Here is an 18,583-nt window from a genome sequence, read left to right as displayed (position 1 = left end):
AAGGGCATTTTTTATGAAAGTGAGGAATCCAGTCTTTTGATAACTTTAGATGCAGTACGCAAGATTTTTAAGACGAAGGACGGACCGGTCAATGCGGTTGACCAGGTCGATCTTACAATAGAGCAAGGTGAAATTTTCGGAATAATTGGATACAGCGGTGCCGGAAAAAGTACGTTGATCCGTATGCTTAACATGCTGGAACGGCCTACGAGCGGAAGTGTAACGGTAGCCGGAAAGGATTTGTCCACGCTGAGCAAAAACGAACTTCGGAAGGCCCGTCAGGAAATCAGCATGATTTTTCAGCATTTTAATTTGCTCTGGTCTCGTACCGTGAGGGAGAACATTGCTTTCCCGCTTGAAATTGCCGGGGTGGCAAAAGCGGAACGTTTAAAACGGGTGGATGAACTGATTAAACTGGTTGGACTCGAAGGCCGGGGAGAATCTTATCCGTCCCAATTGAGCGGAGGGCAAAAACAGAGGGTCGGTATTGCCCGGGCATTGGCCAATAATCCGAAAGTGCTTCTTTGTGATGAAGCGACATCGGCGCTTGATCCGAAAACCACCGACAGCATCCTGAATCTGCTCGTCGAGATTAACGGAAAACTCGGATTGACGATCGTCTTGATTACTCATGAAATGCATGTCATACGGAAGATCTGCCATCGGGTGGCGGTGATGGAAAACGGAAAAGTGGTAGAGCAGGGGCCAGTTTTGGATGTATTCCGTCATCCTTCTGAGGAAATTACGAAGGATTTTGTGAAGCAAGTCACAGAACCTGAGGAAACAACCGATGTGATTAAGCAGCTGGCTTCAGAAAAGCCGCAAAGCAAAATTGTACAGCTGACATTTGTCGGGGGACGAGCCGAGCAGCCTGTTGTCACAGATGTTATCCGCAAATTCAACGTTCAGGTTAACATTCTCCAGGGCAAGGTTTCCCAAACACAAAACGGGGCATATGGATCACTCTTTATTCAGCTCGAAGGGGCCGACTCAGAGGTTTCCGGGGCAATCAACTACATGAATCAACAGCAGGTGGAAGTGGAGGTGGTTTCTTATGAGTAATCTTTTCCCGAATGTAGAATGGGATGTGATGTTAGCCTCTACAGGTCAGACGCTGTACATGACAGCAGTAGCTGTTATTGCCACCTTCGTTATTGGCTTATTTTTAGGATTGGCTTTATTTCTTACGGGCAAAGGAAATCTGTGGGAGAACAGATTTTTTAATGTGATTACAGCGGGGATCGTCAATATTTTCCGCTCGATTCCCTTTATTATCTTAATCATTTTGCTGATACCATTTACACTCTTTTTGGTCGGTTCCATGCTTGGTGCCAATGCCGCACTGCCGGCACTGATTATCGGAGCAGCGCCGTTTTATGCACGAATGGTTGAGATTGCTCTCCGCGAAGTGGATAAAGGAGTTATTGAAGCTGCGAAATCCATGGGATCGAGCAATGCCCAAATTATATTTAAAGTGCTGATTCCTGAAAGCATGCCTGCTCTTGTATCAGGAATCACTGTAACTTCCATAGCACTTGTGGGCTATACCGCCATGGCGGGTGTGGTTGGTGCAGGAGGCTTGGGTGACCGGGCTTTTCTTGACGGATTCCAGCGTACACAAAATGATGTAACATTCGTTGCCACTGTTATTATTTTGATTATCGTCTTTCTTATCCAATTTATCGGGGATACTATTACCCGACGCCTGGATAAACGATAAAAATAAACAATCAGGAGGAACACCATGAAAAAATTGATTACACTTGTTCTTTTGCTGGCCATGACAACAGCACTTGCTGCTTGCGGGGCAAATGGCGGAGGAGACAAAAAGCTAGCTGATGACAAAATCGTTGTGGGTGCATCCAACGTTCCGCATGCGGAAATTCTTGAACAGGCTGTACCGCTAATGAAGAAAAAAGGAATCGATCTTGAAATCAAAAAGTTTCAGGACTATGTATTACCGAACAAAGCTCTTGCAAATAAAGAGATTGATGCCAACTACTTTCAGCATATTCCTTATTTAGAGTCACAAATGAAGGAAAATAAAAACTACAAATTTGAAAATGCAGGCGGAATTCATATTGAGCCGATCGGTGTATACTCCAAAAAGTATAAATCGCTAAAAGACCTTCCAAAGGGCGCAACCATCATTATGAGCAACTCTGTAGCCGACCATGGCCGTATGTTGTCACTTCTTGAAAAAGAAGGGCTCATCAAGCTCAAAAAAGGCAAAGGCTATAATGCTCAAATTAAGGATGTTGCAGAAAATCCAAAGAACCTTAAATTCAAAGCGGATGTTGAAGCCGGACTTCTTCCAAAAGCCTACCAAAATGGTGAAGGAGATGCGGTACTGATCAATACTAACTATGCAATTGATGCTGGATTGAATCCTCAAAAAGATTCGATTGCACTTGAAGGAGCAGATTCACCGTTTGTTAATATTATCGCTGTACGTAAAGGCGATAAGGATACGAAAACAGTCAAAACCCTTGTACAGGTTCTTCATTCAAAAGAAATCCAGGATTTCATTAAGAAGAAGTACAAAGGAGCAGTTGTACCTGTAAACAAATAAGTGCGATAAAAGGACAGCCACAGGCTGTTCTTTTTTTTGTCCCATTGTAATAAAGTTAGATGACTTAAAGTAACCAATCAGGGAGGGGTACAGGATGGACATTCAACAGCCAGCGGGATTTTGGATCAGGGTAGGAGCCTGTTTGCTGGATGGCATTATTATCGGCATTCCATTAGCTATCATTGGCTTTTTAATTTCCGGAGACTTTGCTTCCGATCAACCGGGAGAAAATTGGTACCTCGATATCATCAGTTTCCTCTATGCACTATTGCTGCCCATCTATTGGCAAGGATACGTGGTAGGAAAGAGAATTTGCGGGATTCGGGTCGTTAAAGCGGACGGCAGCAAACTGGGGATCGGTGCCATGCTGATGAGAGTTTTGGTCGGCGGAATCATTTACGCGGTAACGCTTGGAATCGCATTGATTGTCAGTGCTTTTATGGTGGGTATCCGAAAAGACAAAAGAAGCATCCACGATTTTATCGCAGGAACCTATGTCACCCATCTTCCCCCTCAAAAGGAAGGATAAGAAAAAAAGACGGTGTCCTAAGTCCAGGCGCCGTCTTCTTTTATGACTGTTTTCTATTTTAACGTGATGGATGTAATCTCCGGCCGGCAAAAGAAGCGAAAAGGAAGGTGGGTCGTTCCCATTCCTCTGTTGGTATACAAATGTTTTTCTTCTGACTGGTAATGGCCGGTGTGATATTTTCTTCCCATACGGGACGTGATGATTGGCCCATACAGCGGCATCCGCACTTGTCCGCCGTGGCTATGACCAGACAGCTGAAGATCAATAGGGAACTTTGAACTTACCTTAAAATAATCTGGTTCATGCGCAAGAAGAAGCGTAAATTGATCCTCTGGTATGCCCTCCAGTGATTTCTCGATATCGGCCTCTCCTTGCAGGTAGTCATCAAGTCCTGCGATATGGAAGCTGTCATTCCCCTTTGTCAGTTCTCTGTTCTCATTTATAAGCAGTTCAAAGCCGCTTTTTCTCAATAGCTCTGAGATTGTATCAATGTCTTCAAGATAATCATGATTTCCGAGCACAGCGAATTTCCCAAGCGGTGCAACAATACTCTTTAACCCAGGTATGCTTTTTACTGCAGCCCTGCGAGAACGTTTTGAATTGACCAGGTCCCCGGTAAAAACGACAAGATCCGGTTGTAACTCATGTATTTTTTCAGCCATCTTATTGATATGTCTTGCCCTGAAATGGAATCCCAGGTGGAAATCACTGATCTGAACAATATGAAGCCCTTTAAAGGCTTCGGGAAGGCGCGGCAGTTTGATTTTTACTTTCTTAATGTCAAACCAGTAAGGCTCTATAAATGAAGAATAAATTGCGGCAGTGCCTGCAGCAGCTGCTATTGTCCCTATTCCAACTGCTCCGGCCATCAATGATTTTTTTACTTTTTTTTCTTCCATTTTTTTCTCCTTCAGTTTTCTTGCAAAAAATTTTAAAAAATTCTATGTCTTTTCTCTCATTATATTCCCTTTTCAAGTGGAAACAAAAATTTCTGCTGGAAAAAGTGAAGGGCATAAGACAAGAAGCATTAACCCATACTAAGGCTTGTCTACTTTAAGGACAGGAGGATGAAACAAATGGAACATCAAGAAATGCCCGGAAAGAATTCAACACAATTTCATTTAATCAGGTATAAGGAAGGCCTTGGAAAGTATACGGATCATATGCCGGAACTGGCCCATTCCTACAACGAATTTACCCGGCACTGCTTTAAAGAAGGTGAAATTTCAGAGAAAAACAAGCAGCTGATTGCTTTGGGAATCAGTATTTGCGCCCAGGACGAATATTGCATTATTTATCATACAAAAGGGTGTCTGGACCAGGGAGCAAGTGAAAATGAGATCCTCGAAGCGGTTGGGGTAGCAGCAGCTTTTGGCGGCGGAGCGGCGATGAGCCAGGGAGTGACACTGGTACAGGAATGCATTCAGGAATTAAATAATCCCATGCATTAAAAGGAGTTCCTGAGGGAGCTTCTTTTTTCGCTTTTCAGAAAATGAGAGAATAGATGAGGATATAACCGGATTTATAAGGATATGGAAGACATTATGATGCATCCGGTTTATACCGTATAGGCTTTTTTTATATCAAATGATATGGAAATTGATGAGGAAGCATAGGTTTGTTAATCTAAGGGTATTCACAATTAGGGTTCATAATACGAAAGGATGATTTATTATTCACTCGATCAAAGTTAACCACACTTCTGAAATGGAAAAGGCTATGCATAAGAATCATGGCATTGGTTACGCCGAGTATGAACGCAACCTTGACAAGCGATTGGATATTGAACAAGAACGTGAAAAAGAATATCAAAAAAGTTTGGAAGTAAGTAATGAAATGGAACGAAAAATCCTATAGTATATGAAGTGGGATCAGCATTCACCGTTGAATGCTGATTTTTCTGTTTGATTTATCTTTTTCCGGAAAGCTCCTAAGGTTGAAGATAGAATAAATTTGTTATAATATTAGAATGAGAATAAATTGAGAATGGAATGAGAGAAGCTTTCATTCTTGTTCACATTAACAATATATTTCATTGAAATATAAGATGGAGGTAAATGCATATGTCTACACCAAACTTAAAGATTGAAAACCTGCGTGTTTCTATCGAAGACAAGGAAATTATCAAAGGGTTAAACCTTGAAATAAATGGCGGGGAAATCCATGCAATCATGGGACCGAACGGAACAGGTAAATCCACTTTATCTTCAGCGTTAATGGGGCACCCAAAATATGAAGTGACAGAGGGTAACGTTACATTTAACGGAGAAGATCTTTTTGAGATGGAAGTTGATGAACGTGCAAAAGCAGGACTTTTTCTTGCAATGCAATACCCAAGCGAAGTAAGCGGTATTACGAATGCAGACTTTTTGCGTTCTGCGATTAACGCCCGCCGTGAGGAAGGCCAAGAAATTTCTCTTATGAAATTTATCCGTGAGCTTGACAAGAAAATGGAACTTCTTGAAATGGACAGCTCGTTTGCACACCGTTACCTGAATGAAGGCTTCTCCGGTGGTGAAAAGAAACGTAACGAAATTCTTCAATTAATGATGATTGAACCAAAAATTGCGATTCTTGATGAAATTGACTCCGGTCTAGACATTGATGCACTTAAAGTTGTTGCCAAGGGTGTAAATGAAATGAGAAACCCTGAATTTGGCTGCTTGATCATCACTCACTACCAGCGTTTGCTTAACTACATTACCCCGGATAAAGTCCACGTAATGATGCAAGGCCGCATTGTTAAATCAGGAGGACCTGAGCTTGCACAGCGCCTTGAAGCAGAAGGCTATGACTGGATCAAAGAAGAACTTGGAATCGAAGACGAAACTGTTGGCCAAGAGGCGTAAGCAAGTTAGGAGGATTTGTACATGTCAGTTGAAACTTCATTTAAATACGACAAAGATTATGTAGGCAAGTTCTCTGAAAGCCGCCAGGAACCACAGTGGCTTTTAGACCTTCGCTTGCGCGCTTTGGAGCTGGCACAGCAGCTGCCTATGCCAAAGCCGGACAAAACAAAGATTGATAAGTGGAATCTTACTGAATTTAACCATATCAGCAGCAAAGAGAACGGAACTGAGCTGCCTGAACAAGTAAAAGCCCTAATTGGAGAAGATGGGGAAGCAGGAAACCTTCTTGTGATTCAAAACGGTAAAACGCTTCGTTCTTCAGTAACTGAAGAGTTGGCGGCACAAGGCGTTATTTTTACTGACCTTGTGACGGCTGTGAAAGAACATGGAGACCTTCTTCAAAAATATTTCATGCAGGATGGAGTCAGCGTTGATGAAAACCGTCTGACAGCCATTCACGCAGCTTTGGTCAACAATGGAGCGTTCATCTATGTTCCTAAAAACGTAGAAGTAAAATCTCCGCTTCAAGCGATTTATTTCCATGATGATGAGCAGTCAGGACTAGTAAACCACGTGATCGTGGCAGCCGAAGACAACAGTTCTGTAACGTATGTTGAAAATTACCTTTCCACCAACAATGAAGGGGATTCCGTTTCCAACATCGTTTCAGAAGTCTTTGCAGGTCCTGGGGCCAAAGTGGTTTATGGTGCTGTAGATAACTTGGCCAAAGGCATGACTTCTTATATTAACCGAAGAGGCCGTGCGGGACGCGATGCCAGAATTGAATGGGCTCTGGGTCAGCTGAATGACGGAAATACGGTTTCGGATAATACAACGCACCTTGTAGGCGATGGTTCATTTGCTGATACGAAAACGGTAAATATCGGCAAAGGTGACCAAAAGCAAAACTTTGTGGCTCAAATCTTCCACCACGGAAAAAGCTCAGAAGGCTATATCCTGACACATGGTGTCATGAAGGACGCTGCGAGTTCTATCTTTAACGGAATTACGAAGATCGAGCATGGTGCAACAAAATCGAACGGTGAACAGACAGAACGCGTCTTGATGCTGAGTGAAAAAGCACGTGGTGATGCCAATCCGATCCTGTTGATTGATGAGGACGATGTAACAGCGGGCCATGCTGCTTCAGTCGGAAGAATTGATCCGATTCAATTGTTCTATCTTATGAGCCGCGGAATATCAAAAGCTGAGGCTGAACGATTGATCATCCATGGATTCCTTGGCCCTGTTGTGAACGAGATGCCGCTTGAATCCGTGAAAAAACGTTTGGTTGAGGTAATAGAAAGGAAAGTAAGATAATGAACGCACAAGAAGTAAGAAAGCTGTTTCCGATCCTGCATCAGGAAGTCAATGGAAAACCGCTTGTTTACTTTGATAGTGCCGCTACTTCCCAAAAGCCGGTACCTGTCATTGAAGCGCTGGAAAAGTATTACCGCGAATACAATTCAAACGTTCACCGTGGTGTCCATACTTTGGGTACCCGGGCAACGGATGCCTATGAAGGTGCACGCGAAAAAGTCCGCCGTTTTATCAATGCAAAATCCACGCAGGAAGTGATTTTTACACGGGGGACAACAACTTCCATCAACACAGTTGCAGCCAGCTACGGTCTGTCCAATCTGTCTGAGGGTGATGAGATTGTCATCACGCCGATGGAACATCACAGCAACATTATTCCCTGGCAGCAGGTGGCAAAGAAAACCGGGGCGACGCTTAAATATATTCCATTAAAAGAAGATGGTTCCATTGACCTCCAAGACGTGGAAAGTACAATAACCGAACATACTAAGATTGTATCGGTCATGCAGGTTTCCAATGTTCTTGGCACCATTAACCCTGTGAAGGAAATTGGCGCCATTGCCCATAAACACGGGGCGATCATGGTGGTTGACGGAGCGCAGAGCACACCTCATTTAAAGGTCGATGTTCAAGACCTCGATTGTGACTTTTTTGCTTTTTCTTCCCATAAGATGTGCGGTCCAACAGGCATCGGTGTCCTATTCGGGAAAAAAGCGCTTCTCAACAAGATGGAACCTGTTGAATTCGGTGGTGAAATGATTGATTTCGTTGATCTGTACGATTCAACATGGAAAGAACTCCCGTGGAAATTTGAAGGGGGCACCCCTATTATTGCCGGTGCCATCGGTCTTGGTGCCGCAATTGATTTCCTTTCGGATATTGGGCTGGACAATATCCACAGACATGAGGAAGAGCTTGCGAAGTACGCGATTGAACAGATGTCTGAAATAGAGGGCATTACGATTTACGGACCGAAAGAGCGTGCGGGCATTGTAACCTTCAATATCGACGATGTCCATCCTCATGATGTGGCTACCGTTCTTGATGCAGAAGGGATTGCCGTACGTGCCGGACATCATTGCGCACAGCCGCTGATGAAATGGTTAAATACGTCTTCCACTGCCCGTGCAAGCTTTTATCTGTACAACACCAAAGACGAGATTGATTCTTTCGTAAAAGGATTGGTCACGACAAAGGAGTATTTCGGCCATGTCTTCTAATTTAGATCAGCTTTACCGCCAAGTCATTATGGATCACTACAAGAACCCGCGTAATAAGGGTCAGCTTGGTGAAGATACAGTGACCATTAATATGAATAACCCGACATGCGGTGACCGCATCCAGCTTCATCTGAAAGTGGTGGATGGAAAGATTGCTGACGCGAAGTTTGATGGCGAGGGCTGCTCCATCAGCCTGGCCTCTGCCAGCATGATGACGCAATCGGTAAAAGGCTTATCTGTTGAGGATGCGATCAAGCTTGCCCATATCTTTTATGATATGATGCTTGGAAAAGATTATGACGACACCTCTTTTGATTTGGGAGATATCGAAGCCCTTCAAGGGGTTTCCAAATTTCCTGCCAGAATCAAATGTGCAACGCTTGCCTGGAAGGCAATGGAGAAGGGTGTCGGAAACGAAGACGAGATTTAATAAAACGAACAGGACAGGAGCACGGTCCCCTGCCTGTTTCCTTGTGATAAATGCATGATGTGCTACAATAATAATAAGTGCCATTGCAAGAGAACTGTATCCTTTAAGGAGGGATGAAACGATGGCTAAAAAAATGCCTGAAATCGGCGAATACAAGTATGGATTTCGCGATAAAGACGTTTCGATCTTCCGCTCAAAACGCGGATTGACAAAAGAAGTTGTAGAAGAAATCTCCAAAATGAAAAACGAACCAGAATGGATGCTCGATTTCCGTTTGAAATCGTTAGAGCAATTCTATAAAATGCCTATGCCTCAATGGGGTGGAAACTTAAAAGACTTGAACTTTGATGACATTACGTACTATGTAAAGCCGTCTGAGAAATCTGAAAAGTCATGGGACGAAGTGCCGCCAGAAATTAAAGCGACATTCGACAAGCTTGGAATTCCTGAAGCTGAGCAAAAATACCTTGCGGGTGTTTCTGCACAGTACGAATCAGAAGTGGTATACCACAACATGAAAGAAGATCTTACTGAACTGGGGATCCTGTTTACCGATACAGATACAGCGCTTCGTGAGCATGAAGAGATCTTCAAGCAGTATTTCGGTACTGTTATCCCTCCATCCGACAACAAGTTCGCAGCATTGAACTCAGCTGTATGGTCCGGCGGATCCTTCATCTATGTGCCAAAAGGCGTAAAATGTGACACTCCGCTTCAAGCCTATTTCCGAATCAACTCGGAAAACATGGGTCAATTTGAGCGTACATTGATCATTGCCGATGAGGACAGCTCTGTACACTACGTAGAAGGATGTACAGCACCAGTTTATTCAACCAATTCACTTCACAGTGCGGTTGTTGAAATCATTGTAAAGAAGAATGCCTATGCGCGTTACACAACGATTCAGAACTGGGCAAACAACATCTACAACCTGGTTACAAAGCGTGCGGTTGCCGAAGAAAATGCAACAATGGAATGGGTCGACGGAAACATCGGCTCACGCTTAACCATGAAATATCCTGCGGTTGTCATGAAAGGCCGCGGAGCAAAAGGCACCATCCTTTCTATCGCGATTGCCGGTAAAGGACAGCATCAGGATGCGGGGGCAAAAGTTCTCCACCTGGCACCTGACTGCTCTTCCACCATTGTTTCGAAGTCCATTTCAAAACATGGCGGTAAAGTAACCTATCGGGGAATTTCACACTTCGGACGGCGTTCTGAAGGATCCAAATCCAACATCAAGTGTGATACGCTGATTATGGATAACCAATCCACATCAGATACGATTCCGTACAACGAAATTTTAAATAACAACATCACACTGGAGCACGAAGCTACCGTTTCTAAAGTTTCAGAAGATCAGTTGTTCTATCTCATGAGCCGCGGTATTTCTGAACAAGAAGCAACAGAAATGATCGTAATGGGCTTCATCGAGCCATTTACAAAAGAACTTCCAATGGAATACGCGGTTGAAATGAACCGTCTCATCAAGTTCGAGATGGAAGGTTCTATTGGATAATTGTTAAAGCTGGCCCTGGTTATTATACCAGGGCTTTTTTTATTGCAAAAAAACAGGATTTTTCATGCTTTTGGTGGAATTTGTAGTTGGAAACTGAAATGAACGAAAAGGAGAGATTGAAATGTTCCTGACCAAAAACGATTTTTTAGAGATTATGGAAGGCAACAGAAGATTGACTCTAAGAGCCATTGAGTCTTTTCCGGATGACAAATTCTTCGAGTATACGCCGGATAAAAAGCTGCGTCCTTTCTCAGAAATGATAAAGGAAATTGTGAATATCGAAAATGGCTATATACATGGAGTGGCATTGGACAAATGGGAGTACAAGGATGTGTTTGAAGGGGCAAATAAAAAAGAAGAATTTCTTCAAATCAGCCAGGAAGTTCGTGATCAAACGAGAAGGCTGTTTGAGGAAATGAATGAGGAAAGATTGAAAGTTGTGATGCAAGATCCTTTTTTTGGACCGGAAATGAGCCACTTTGCACGACTTCAATACGGGCTGGAAAATGAGATTCATCATCGTGGCCAGGGTTTTACATATCTTCGCCTGCTCGGAATCGAGCCTCCAGAATTTTATGTGCGATAAGAACAAAGAAACCAAACCAGAAACCAGGTTTGGTTTTTTGTGTCAATAAATAAACGGTCAAAAAGAATTTAGCCTTCCGAAAACTAATCCATAAGGGAGATAAAGCTCCTTAAGCAAAAAACAACCGGGAGGAACAACAAGTGAAGAGATTGAGCACCATACTGGGGATTTGCTTGGCAGGCCAACTGATGGTTAACCCATCTGCCATGGCCGCCTCTTATACCGTACAGACAGGCGATACCCTCAAAGAAATTTCAGAAAAGAATCATACGTCCGAGGAACGAATAGCAAATCTGAACAAGTTATTTTCCACTAAACTTGCAAAAGGACAGTATTTGGAAATTCCCAACCCCACCAGCCATAAGGTGAAAAAAGGAGATACGCTCTGGAAGCTCTCGGTTAAATATGGGGTCACCACATCCAAAATGAAGGCGGCCAATCGACAAATCGATAACTATCAAATGATTTATCCGGGTCAAACCGTCAACGTGCCAATGAAAAAGCAAACTGGCTATTATATGGGGAAAACCGACCAGAAACAAATCGCCCTTACATTTGATGACGGACCTGATAACCATTATACTCCACAAATTTTAAAGATTTTAAAAGATAAAGGAGTAAAAGCTACCTTTTTTGTTATGGGAGAAAGAGCAAAGAAATATCCCGACCAGTTAAAACAGATTGCAAGTGAAGGACATGCCATTGGAAACCATACATGGGATCATCCAAATATTACACATCTGACGGATCAGGAACTGGAGAAAACCGTAGAATCTACGAGTACTGAAATTGAAAAAATTACGGGTAAGAAAACCAATCTGTTCAGACCACCATATGGTGAAATCGACGATCATCAGTTAGACCTGCTTAATCGAAACTATCAGTCGGTCATGTGGACGGTAGATACAAAGGACTGGGATGGAAAGTCGGCAGAAGAAATTTTATCGGCTGTGAACAAAAATGCCAGTCCCGGAGTCATTGTTCTCCAACATTCATATCATGAACAAGGTAAATTTGAAACGGTTAAAGCCCTGCCGAAGATGATTGATCAATTGCGTGCAAAAGGCTATAAATTTGTTACCGTTCCAACACTGACAAGTGAATAGTTGAAATGAAACGGGGTGCACCGTTTTATACAAACGGCTGGGAAACATTCCTGCATCCATTAGTAATGCAGGCTCCTTCTTGCTTCATAGACGGGAAGTAAATACTTGATATCGATTTCAAATTTTGAGATAATTATTGGAGAAGTGGGTACGTTATGTTCCCTCTTTTTCTTTTTTTATGAGAAGATATGAATACAAGCGGACGCCAAAAGGGGTTCGCTTTTTTACATAATGAATTTTTGGGGAATAGAATAGTAAACTTATGGCCAAAGAGGAGAATCCCAATGATATTAGTTGGAGTGACCGGCTGGGGGGATCACCAGTCGTTATACCCGGAAGGGACAAAATCTACCGATAAGTTAAAGCTGTACAGCGGTTATTTTCCCGTTGTGGAAGTAGATGCATCGTTTTATGCCATACAGCCGCTGAAGAATTATCAAAAATGGATTAAGGATACACCGGGCCGCTTTTCATTTGTCATTAAGGCCTATCAGGGAATGACCGGACATGCCCGGGGAAAGATTCCTTTTGAAACGACAAAGGAAATGTTCGACCTTTTTAAAGAGTCCATCAAACCTGTGATCGAAGCAGGAAAGATGAAGGCTGTCCTATTTCAGTATCCACCCTGGTTTGAATGCAACAAGGAAAGCGTTCAGATGCTCAGGTTTACGCGGGAGATGATGGAAGGAATTCCGGTAGCACTGGAATTCCGGCACCAATCCTGGTTTACGGATGAAATGAAGGACAAAACGCTGGATTTTATGAAAAACGAACAATGGATCCATACCATCTGCGATGAACCGCAGGCAGGGCAAGGTTCTGTCCCAACCGTTCTGACACCCACGTCTTCAGATGTAACAATTATCCGGCTGCATGGGAGAAATGTACATGGATGGAACAATCATGGACAAGCTAACTGGAGAGAGGTACGGTATCTGTACCGGTACAATGAAAATGAGCTGCTGGAATGGAAACAACATATCGAAGCGTTAGACAAGGAGTCCAAGGAGATTGTAGTGCTGTTTAACAATAATTCCGGCGGGGATGCAGCCGATAATGCCAGACAGTTTATTGATATGCTTCATCTGGATTATGAAGGGCTTTCGCCAAGGCAGCTGGATTTGTTTTAAAGCACAGAAGCCTTGCGTTATATTCGAAACTATACAGCTTGGCCTGCCGATCATTGGCAGGTTCTTAAGGTTCAGGGGGCATTATGCTAAATACATTAACCATTTATCACACGAATGATATTCACAGCCATTTTGAAAGCTGGACGCGTATCGTGCACCATATAAAAACGGCACAAAAAAGAACGCAAGATAAAGAAGAATCCGTATTTTATTTTGACTGCGGTGATTTTATGGACCGGGCGAATCCGCTTACCGAGGGGACGCTCGGTCAGGGAAACACGCTTTTATTAAACCAGGCAGGAACCGCAGCAGCGACCATCGGCAATAATGAAGGGATTACACTGACTAAGGAAGAACTGGATGAACTCTATACGAAGGCGGACTTTCCGGTTCTTGCTGCCAATATTTTCAACGAAAAAGGAGAGCGTCCGCCGTGGGCGAAAACGTCTGAGATTTTTACGACAAAAGATGGCCTGAAGGTTGGTGTCACTGGCGTAACAATCGCTTTTCAGGCGTTCTATCAATCTCTCGGATGGCAGGTGGAAGATCCTTTTCTTCTATTGCCAGAAATTGTCGCCGAATTAAAGAAGACCAGTGATATTGTCATTGTGCTATCACATCTGGGACTGAATTTTGATGAAAGAATGGCAGAAGAAATTGAAGGGATAGATCTGATCCTGGGTGCCCATACGCATCATGTGCTTCCAAAAGGCAAAGAGATCAATGGAACCCTGATTGTCCAGACCGGTAAATTCGGAATGTATCTGGGAGAAGTTAATGTTCAATATGACCCGTCTACCAAGAAAATCACATCTAAATCTGCTGTGCTGATTGATCCCTTCGATGAAGAGGAAGATCGTGAGGGACAACAGCTTTTAAGCGAACTGATGATAAAAGGTGAAACGGAACTGAAGCAGGAAGTGGGCACGCTAAAGAACCCTCTTAATATCTCATGGTATGAGCCATCGCCATTTTCCCAGTTGATGGCAGATGCGTTGAAGGAATGGTGCCAGACCTCTTATTCCATGATTAATTCCGGCGTCATCCTGGAAAGCCTTCCTGCAGGGCCGGTAACAAAAGGAGACCTGCACCGGATCTGTCCGCATCCGATCAATCCTTGTCTGGTGGATCTGACGGGAGATGAAATAAAGGAGATTGTGAATGCTGGGCTGAGCCAGGAAATGATTCACAGGGAAGTGAAGGGATTTGGCTTTCGAGGCAAAGTGATGGGGCGCATGGCCTTTTCCGGAATTACAGCAGAGGAAGAGCTGCTTGAAGACCGGCAGCTGCATGTAAGACGGATTGAAATGAACGGTGAACCGATCGTAGATGAAGAGGTTTACAGGGTTGCCGTGATTGACATGTTTACGTTTGGAAAGCTGTATCCTGCGATTGCTCGGAACGAGAATAAAACCTTTATGCTTCCAGAAACGCTCCGTGATTTGCTGGAATGGAAGCTTGCATCCATGATTGGGTAAAACGTGGACGCACTCTTTCTCATCTTGTACATAAAGTATAGGAGGAAAGGGGTGGAAGCGTGATTGAATTGAACCCGGTTATCATTGACGGAAACCCATTTACTGCGGTAACCGTCCAGCTGCCCAAAACAAATCTGCTAGCGGTCTACAATGACAAAGGCTATATCATGTGCGGGGCTTTGGATGTTGGCCTCCTTAATGAAAAGCTCTCTGACCGCAAAATTATTGCAGGCAGAGCTGTCGGTGTGCGCACGATTGAACAGCTCATAAACGCACCGTTGGAATCCATTACAACCGAAGCTTATGCCATAGGCATAGAAGTGGGCATGTCCGGCAGGGACGCACTTTTAAAAATGGTATAAAGAAAAACTGTACTCCATTTTCGAGTACAGTTTTTTAAATTTTATAACGGTTTTTCATCAATTTTATCGATATGAGGTTAAAGCAAAGTACGCCTATCATGACCTGAATCCGTTTCGTATTGCTGGTAAGGATATATACAAACAAAAGATAAATGCCGCTAACAAAAAAGGCAACCTGCAAGTAATACATCCATTGTAAAAGCCTTTTGAAATCCAAGGTCATCCCCCCTGTATTTCAATACCAAGTTAACTCCACTATCAGTATACCAATGATAGAGACAAAATGCGCGAAAATTTCAAAAATGTAAAGAAAATGAGACAAACTTTTTTCGACTTTAATCCTCGTATTATTTAGGGTAGGATAGAGGAAGTAGAAATGATTAAGAGAGGTGCACGGCTGGAATGAGACAATATCTGGATTTGCTGCAGGATACACTGGAAAACGGAACAAAAAAAGAAGATCGGACAGGTACTGGAACCGTCTCTGTGTTTGGACGTCAGATGCGGTACAACCTTCAGGATGGATTTCCGGTAGTGACCACCAAAAAGCTGGCGTTGCGTTCCATCATTCATGAACTCCTTTGGTTTTTAAAAGGAGATACGAACATTGCCTATTTGCGTGAACATAACGTAACCATCTGGGATGAATGGGCTGATGAAAATGGCGATCTCGGCCCGGTGTACGGCCATCAATGGCGTTCATGGCAGGCACCGAATGGGGAAACGATCGACCAAATTTCCAATCTGATTCATGACATCAAACATAACCCGGACTCCAGACGGCTGCTTGTTTCTGCATGGAACCCGGCTGATGTTCCAAATATGGCACTCCCGCCATGCCATACCCTTTTTCAATTTTATGTTGCAGATGGAAAATTATCCTGCCAGCTTTATCAACGGTCGGCGGATCTTTTTCTTGGGGTGCCGTTTAATATTGCGTCATATGCCTTGTTAACCCTGATGATTGCGCAGGTGTGCGACCTCGAGCCGGGAGAATTTATCCATACGGTCGGTGATGCTCATATTTATTCAAATCATCTGGATCAGGTAAAGCTGCAGTTGACAAGAGATCCAAAGCCACTGCCGGTCATGAAGCTCAACCCTGACGTGAAGTCCATTTTTGATTTCACGATTGATGATTTTGAGCTTGTGAATTATGAACATCATCCTAAAATCAAGGGCGAGGTTTCGGTATGATTTCCTACGTGTTCGCAATGGACAGGAACCGGTTGATTGGAAAGCAGAATGATTTGCCATGGCATCTGCCCGCAGATTTGAAACATTTTAAAAAAGTAACCATGGGCAAGCCTATTCTTATGGGCCGAAAGACCTATGAATCCATTGGGAAACCTCTGCCTGGACGTGAGAACATTATCTTAACAAGAGATGAATCCTTTCAGGCGGAGGGGTGCACCGTTTTGCACACGGTCCAGGATGCACTGGACAGGCAGGACACGGAGCTTTGCGTAATTGGAGGGTCAGAGGTCTTCCGTCTATTTATGCCTTATGTGGAGCGTATGTACGTTACTCGTATTGATGAGTCTTTTGATGGCGATACCTACTTCCCGGAATATGATGAATCGGAATGGAACATTATTGACCGAACAACGGGGATTCTTGATGAAAAAAATAAATATCCGCATGAATTTCTCACGTTAGAAAAAAATTAAAATCATGAAGTCTTCTTTCCGCTCACAGGAAGGAGGACTTTTTTATAGGTAATAAAGGGCGGTATTCGACAAAATATTCAAAAAACCTTTGACTTTTTGCCTAGACCTGCGTATAGTTAGAGACGAAATTATCTGAATTATTTCATATATCTTGCAAGTTAGGGGGCACTCAATGGAAAAGAGACAACAATGGGGATCAAGATATGGCTTTATTCTCGCAGCAGTAGGGTCGGCTGTTGGACTGGGTAATATTTGGAGATTCCCCGCGGTAGCCTATGATAATGGTGGAGGAGCCTTCTTTTTTCCTTATTTATTTGCGCTCTTGACAGCAGGGATTCCTATTTTGATTCTGGAATTTACGATCGGGCACAAGTTTAGAGGCTCGGCACCGCTTTCCTTTTTCAGAATCAGTAAAAAAGCAGAATGGGTAGGCTGGTGGCAGGTATTGATTGCCTTTGTCATTTCGACCTATTATGCGGTCATTATCGCTTGGGCGGTAAAGTTCTGTATCTATTCGTTCGGAACCCAGTGGGGAACGGATACAGAAGGCTTTTTCTTTGGAAAGGTTTTAAAACTTTCTGAAAAGCAGGGAGAAATTGGCGGTTTGGTTCCAGGAATCATGGTTCCGCTTCTTTTCGTCTGGATGGTTACTCTTTTTGTACTTTATAGAGGCGTATCCAAAGGGATTGAGCGACTAAATAAAATTTTTATACCATCACTTGTGATTATGTTTTTAATCATTGTCATCCGAGCCTTGACCCTTGATGGAGCGGTACAGGGACTGGAGGCATTCTTCAAGCCGGATTGGAGTAAGATTGCAGACGGGAAAGTATGGGTAGCCGCGTATGGCCAGATTTTCTTCTCTTTATCCATTGCTTTTGCCATTATGGTAACGTATTCCAGTTATCTTCCGAAAAAGTCGGATATCAATAACAATGCATTTATTACGGCTTTTGCGAATTCAGGATTTGAATTGCTAGCGGGGATTGGTGTGTTCGCTGCATTAGGTTTCATGGCCATGCAGCAGGGCGTGCCGGTGGATGAGGTGGTAAAGAGCGGTATTGGACTTGCTTTTGTAGTGTTTCCAAGCATTATCAATGAATTCCCGGGGCTAAATGGGCTGTTCGGAATCTTGTTCTTCCTTTCCCTTATCTTTGCCGGAATGACATCTCTAATTTCCATCTGTGAAACGTATGTAGCTGCAGTACAGGAAAAGTTTAATGTCTCTCGTACAAAAGCAGTACTGGCCGGAGGCATTATCGCCACCGCAATTTCGCTTCTTTACGCGACAAACGGAGGCATGTATTTCCTCGATATCGTGGATTATTTTATTAATAACTTTGGTATCACCATGGCTGGTTTAGTTGAAGTCATCCTCGTTGGCTGGTTCTTCAAACAACTGAAAGGTTTACAGAGCCATGCGAACGACGTATCTGATCTCCGGACAGGATGGTGGTGGAAATTCTGCCTCGGCATCATCACACCCTTTGTTCTGGGCTACATGATGTATGACAACATCAAGCAAAACATTGCAGCCAATTATGGCAAATATCCCACTGAACTTGTGACTTATGCAGGCTGGCTTGTCGCTGCAGCTGTTATTATTATTGGGATCCTCTTCTCAATCAAAGGATGGAAATCACAGGCAGAGGAAGAGAAAAGGGGGGTCATCTGATGTCAGGAAGTGCAATTATCATGATGCTTGTTGGTATGGTGATCATCTGGGGCGGACTGGTGGCAAGTATTCTGAATGTGGTACGTGTTTCCAGGCGATCCCGATAACGAATAAAAAAATCCACCCGGTCTCAAATG

General features: G+C 43.4%; 21 protein-coding genes. 20 read left to right on the top strand and 1 reads right to left on the bottom strand.

The genetic code is table 11. The features are described from left to right. The first annotated feature begins 36 nt into the window (after positions 1 to 36). The 4 genes from BLT53_RS12925 (at position 37) to BLT53_RS12910 (ending at position 3,101) form a co-directional block, all read left to right on the top strand. The gene (locus tag BLT53_RS12925) at positions 37 to 1,062 is read left to right on the top strand and encodes a methionine ABC transporter ATP-binding protein (RefSeq protein ID WP_090236873.1); all 1,026 of its coding nucleotides are present in this window, start codon (positions 37 to 39) and stop codon (positions 1,060 to 1,062) included. Further along, positions 1,055 to 1,720 (top strand): methionine ABC transporter permease, encoded by a 666-nt coding sequence (locus BLT53_RS12920; RefSeq protein ID WP_090235374.1) that lies wholly within the window; start codon positions 1,055 to 1,057, stop codon positions 1,718 to 1,720. Before BLT53_RS12925 ends, BLT53_RS12920 begins: the two co-directional genes overlap by 8 nt. Positions 1,721 to 1,744: 24 nt before the next feature. Further along, on the top strand, positions 1,745 to 2,572 hold the full coding sequence (locus BLT53_RS12915) for a MetQ/NlpA family ABC transporter substrate-binding protein (protein ID WP_090235372.1): 828 nt from the start codon (positions 1,745 to 1,747) through the stop codon (positions 2,570 to 2,572). A 94-nt stretch (positions 2,573 to 2,666) separates the two neighbouring features. Next, positions 2,667 to 3,101: an RDD family protein gene (locus BLT53_RS12910; protein WP_090235371.1), complete on the top strand. Its 435-nt coding sequence runs from the start codon at positions 2,667 to 2,669 to the stop codon at positions 3,099 to 3,101. 53 nt (positions 3,102 to 3,154) lie between these two features. Here the strand turns inward: BLT53_RS12910 and BLT53_RS12905 are convergent, their stop codons facing one another. Next, a complete protein-coding gene (locus BLT53_RS12905; RefSeq protein ID WP_090235370.1) occupies positions 3,155 to 4,000 on the bottom strand; it encodes a metallophosphoesterase in 846 nt (281 codons plus the stop codon). A gap of 177 nt (positions 4,001 to 4,177) precedes the next feature. Between BLT53_RS12905 and BLT53_RS12900 the strand changes: the two genes are divergently transcribed. The 16 genes from BLT53_RS12900 (at position 4,178) to BLT53_RS12825 (ending at position 18,553) form a co-directional block, all read left to right on the top strand. Continuing rightward, the gene (locus tag BLT53_RS12900; protein ID WP_090235369.1) at positions 4,178 to 4,552 is read left to right on the top strand and encodes a carboxymuconolactone decarboxylase family protein; all 375 of its coding nucleotides are present in this window, start codon (positions 4,178 to 4,180) and stop codon (positions 4,550 to 4,552) included. A gap of 268 nt (positions 4,553 to 4,820) precedes the next feature. After that, positions 4,821 to 4,958, top strand: coding sequence for a YuzK family famiily protein (locus BLT53_RS25105; RefSeq protein ID WP_170834173.1), 138 nt, complete (start codon positions 4,821 to 4,823; stop codon positions 4,956 to 4,958). A gap of 206 nt (positions 4,959 to 5,164) precedes the next feature. Beyond that, positions 5,165 to 5,950, top strand: coding sequence for a Fe-S cluster assembly ATPase SufC (gene sufC, locus BLT53_RS12895; RefSeq protein ID WP_090235368.1), 786 nt, complete (start codon positions 5,165 to 5,167; stop codon positions 5,948 to 5,950). Between the two features lie 21 nt (positions 5,951 to 5,971). Beyond that, positions 5,972 to 7,270 carry a Fe-S cluster assembly protein SufD gene (gene sufD / locus BLT53_RS12890; protein ID WP_090235367.1) on the top strand — a complete coding sequence of 433 codons (1,299 nt, stop codon included), beginning with the start codon at positions 5,972 to 5,974 and terminating at the stop codon, positions 7,268 to 7,270. Continuing rightward, complete coding sequence (locus tag BLT53_RS12885; RefSeq protein WP_090235366.1) at positions 7,270 to 8,490, top strand: cysteine desulfurase; 1,221 nt, start codon at positions 7,270 to 7,272, stop codon at positions 8,488 to 8,490. Before sufD ends, BLT53_RS12885 begins: the two co-directional genes overlap by 1 nt. Continuing rightward, entirely contained in the window at positions 8,480 to 8,920 is a 441-nt protein-coding gene (gene sufU / locus BLT53_RS12880; protein ID WP_090235364.1) for a Fe-S cluster assembly sulfur transfer protein SufU, read from the top strand. The genes BLT53_RS12885 and sufU overlap by 11 nt, the downstream gene beginning before the upstream one ends. Positions 8,921 to 9,041: 121 nt before the next feature. Beyond that, positions 9,042 to 10,439, top strand: a complete 1,398-nt coding sequence (gene sufB / locus BLT53_RS12875) for a Fe-S cluster assembly protein SufB (RefSeq protein WP_090235363.1) — start codon at positions 9,042 to 9,044, stop codon at positions 10,437 to 10,439. Positions 10,440 to 10,560: 121 nt separating this feature from the next. Further along, complete coding sequence (locus BLT53_RS12870; RefSeq protein WP_090235361.1) at positions 10,561 to 11,025, top strand: DinB family protein; 465 nt, start codon at positions 10,561 to 10,563, stop codon at positions 11,023 to 11,025. Positions 11,026 to 11,165: 140 nt separating this feature from the next. Further along, a complete protein-coding gene (locus BLT53_RS12865; protein ID WP_090235360.1) occupies positions 11,166 to 12,131 on the top strand; it encodes a polysaccharide deacetylase family protein in 966 nt (321 codons plus the stop codon). A 284-nt stretch (positions 12,132 to 12,415) separates the two neighbouring features. After that, positions 12,416 to 13,261, top strand: a complete 846-nt coding sequence (locus tag BLT53_RS12860; protein WP_090235358.1) for a DUF72 domain-containing protein — start codon at positions 12,416 to 12,418, stop codon at positions 13,259 to 13,261. A gap of 83 nt (positions 13,262 to 13,344) precedes the next feature. Continuing rightward, entirely contained in the window at positions 13,345 to 14,739 is a 1,395-nt protein-coding gene (locus tag BLT53_RS12855) for a bifunctional metallophosphatase/5'-nucleotidase (protein WP_090235356.1), read from the top strand. A 59-nt stretch (positions 14,740 to 14,798) separates the two neighbouring features. After that, the gene (locus tag BLT53_RS12850; protein WP_061972220.1) at positions 14,799 to 15,101 is read left to right on the top strand and encodes a YunC family protein; all 303 of its coding nucleotides are present in this window, start codon (positions 14,799 to 14,801) and stop codon (positions 15,099 to 15,101) included. A gap of 402 nt (positions 15,102 to 15,503) precedes the next feature. Then, entirely contained in the window at positions 15,504 to 16,298 is a 795-nt protein-coding gene (locus BLT53_RS12840; RefSeq protein ID WP_090235353.1) for a thymidylate synthase, read from the top strand. After that, positions 16,295 to 16,771, top strand: coding sequence for a dihydrofolate reductase (locus BLT53_RS12835; RefSeq protein WP_090235352.1), 477 nt, complete (start codon positions 16,295 to 16,297; stop codon positions 16,769 to 16,771). The genes BLT53_RS12840 and BLT53_RS12835 overlap by 4 nt, the downstream gene beginning before the upstream one ends. Before the next feature lie 172 nt (positions 16,772 to 16,943). Continuing rightward, complete coding sequence (locus BLT53_RS12830; RefSeq protein WP_090235350.1) at positions 16,944 to 18,446, top strand: sodium-dependent transporter; 1,503 nt, start codon at positions 16,944 to 16,946, stop codon at positions 18,444 to 18,446. After that, positions 18,446 to 18,553 carry a methionine/alanine import family NSS transporter small subunit gene (locus BLT53_RS12825; RefSeq protein WP_090235349.1) on the top strand — a complete coding sequence of 36 codons (108 nt, stop codon included), beginning with the start codon at positions 18,446 to 18,448 and terminating at the stop codon, positions 18,551 to 18,553. Before BLT53_RS12830 ends, BLT53_RS12825 begins: the two co-directional genes overlap by 1 nt. The last annotated feature ends 30 nt before the right edge of the window (positions 18,554 to 18,583 follow it).

Origin of the sequence: Fictibacillus solisalsi, assembly GCF_900103485.1 — a bacterium.
Lineage (GTDB): Bacteria > Bacillota > Bacilli > Bacillales > Fictibacillaceae > Fictibacillus_C > Fictibacillus_C solisalsi.
Note: the sequence above shows the minus strand (reverse complement) of the source record. Positions and strands in the feature narration are given on the sequence as shown.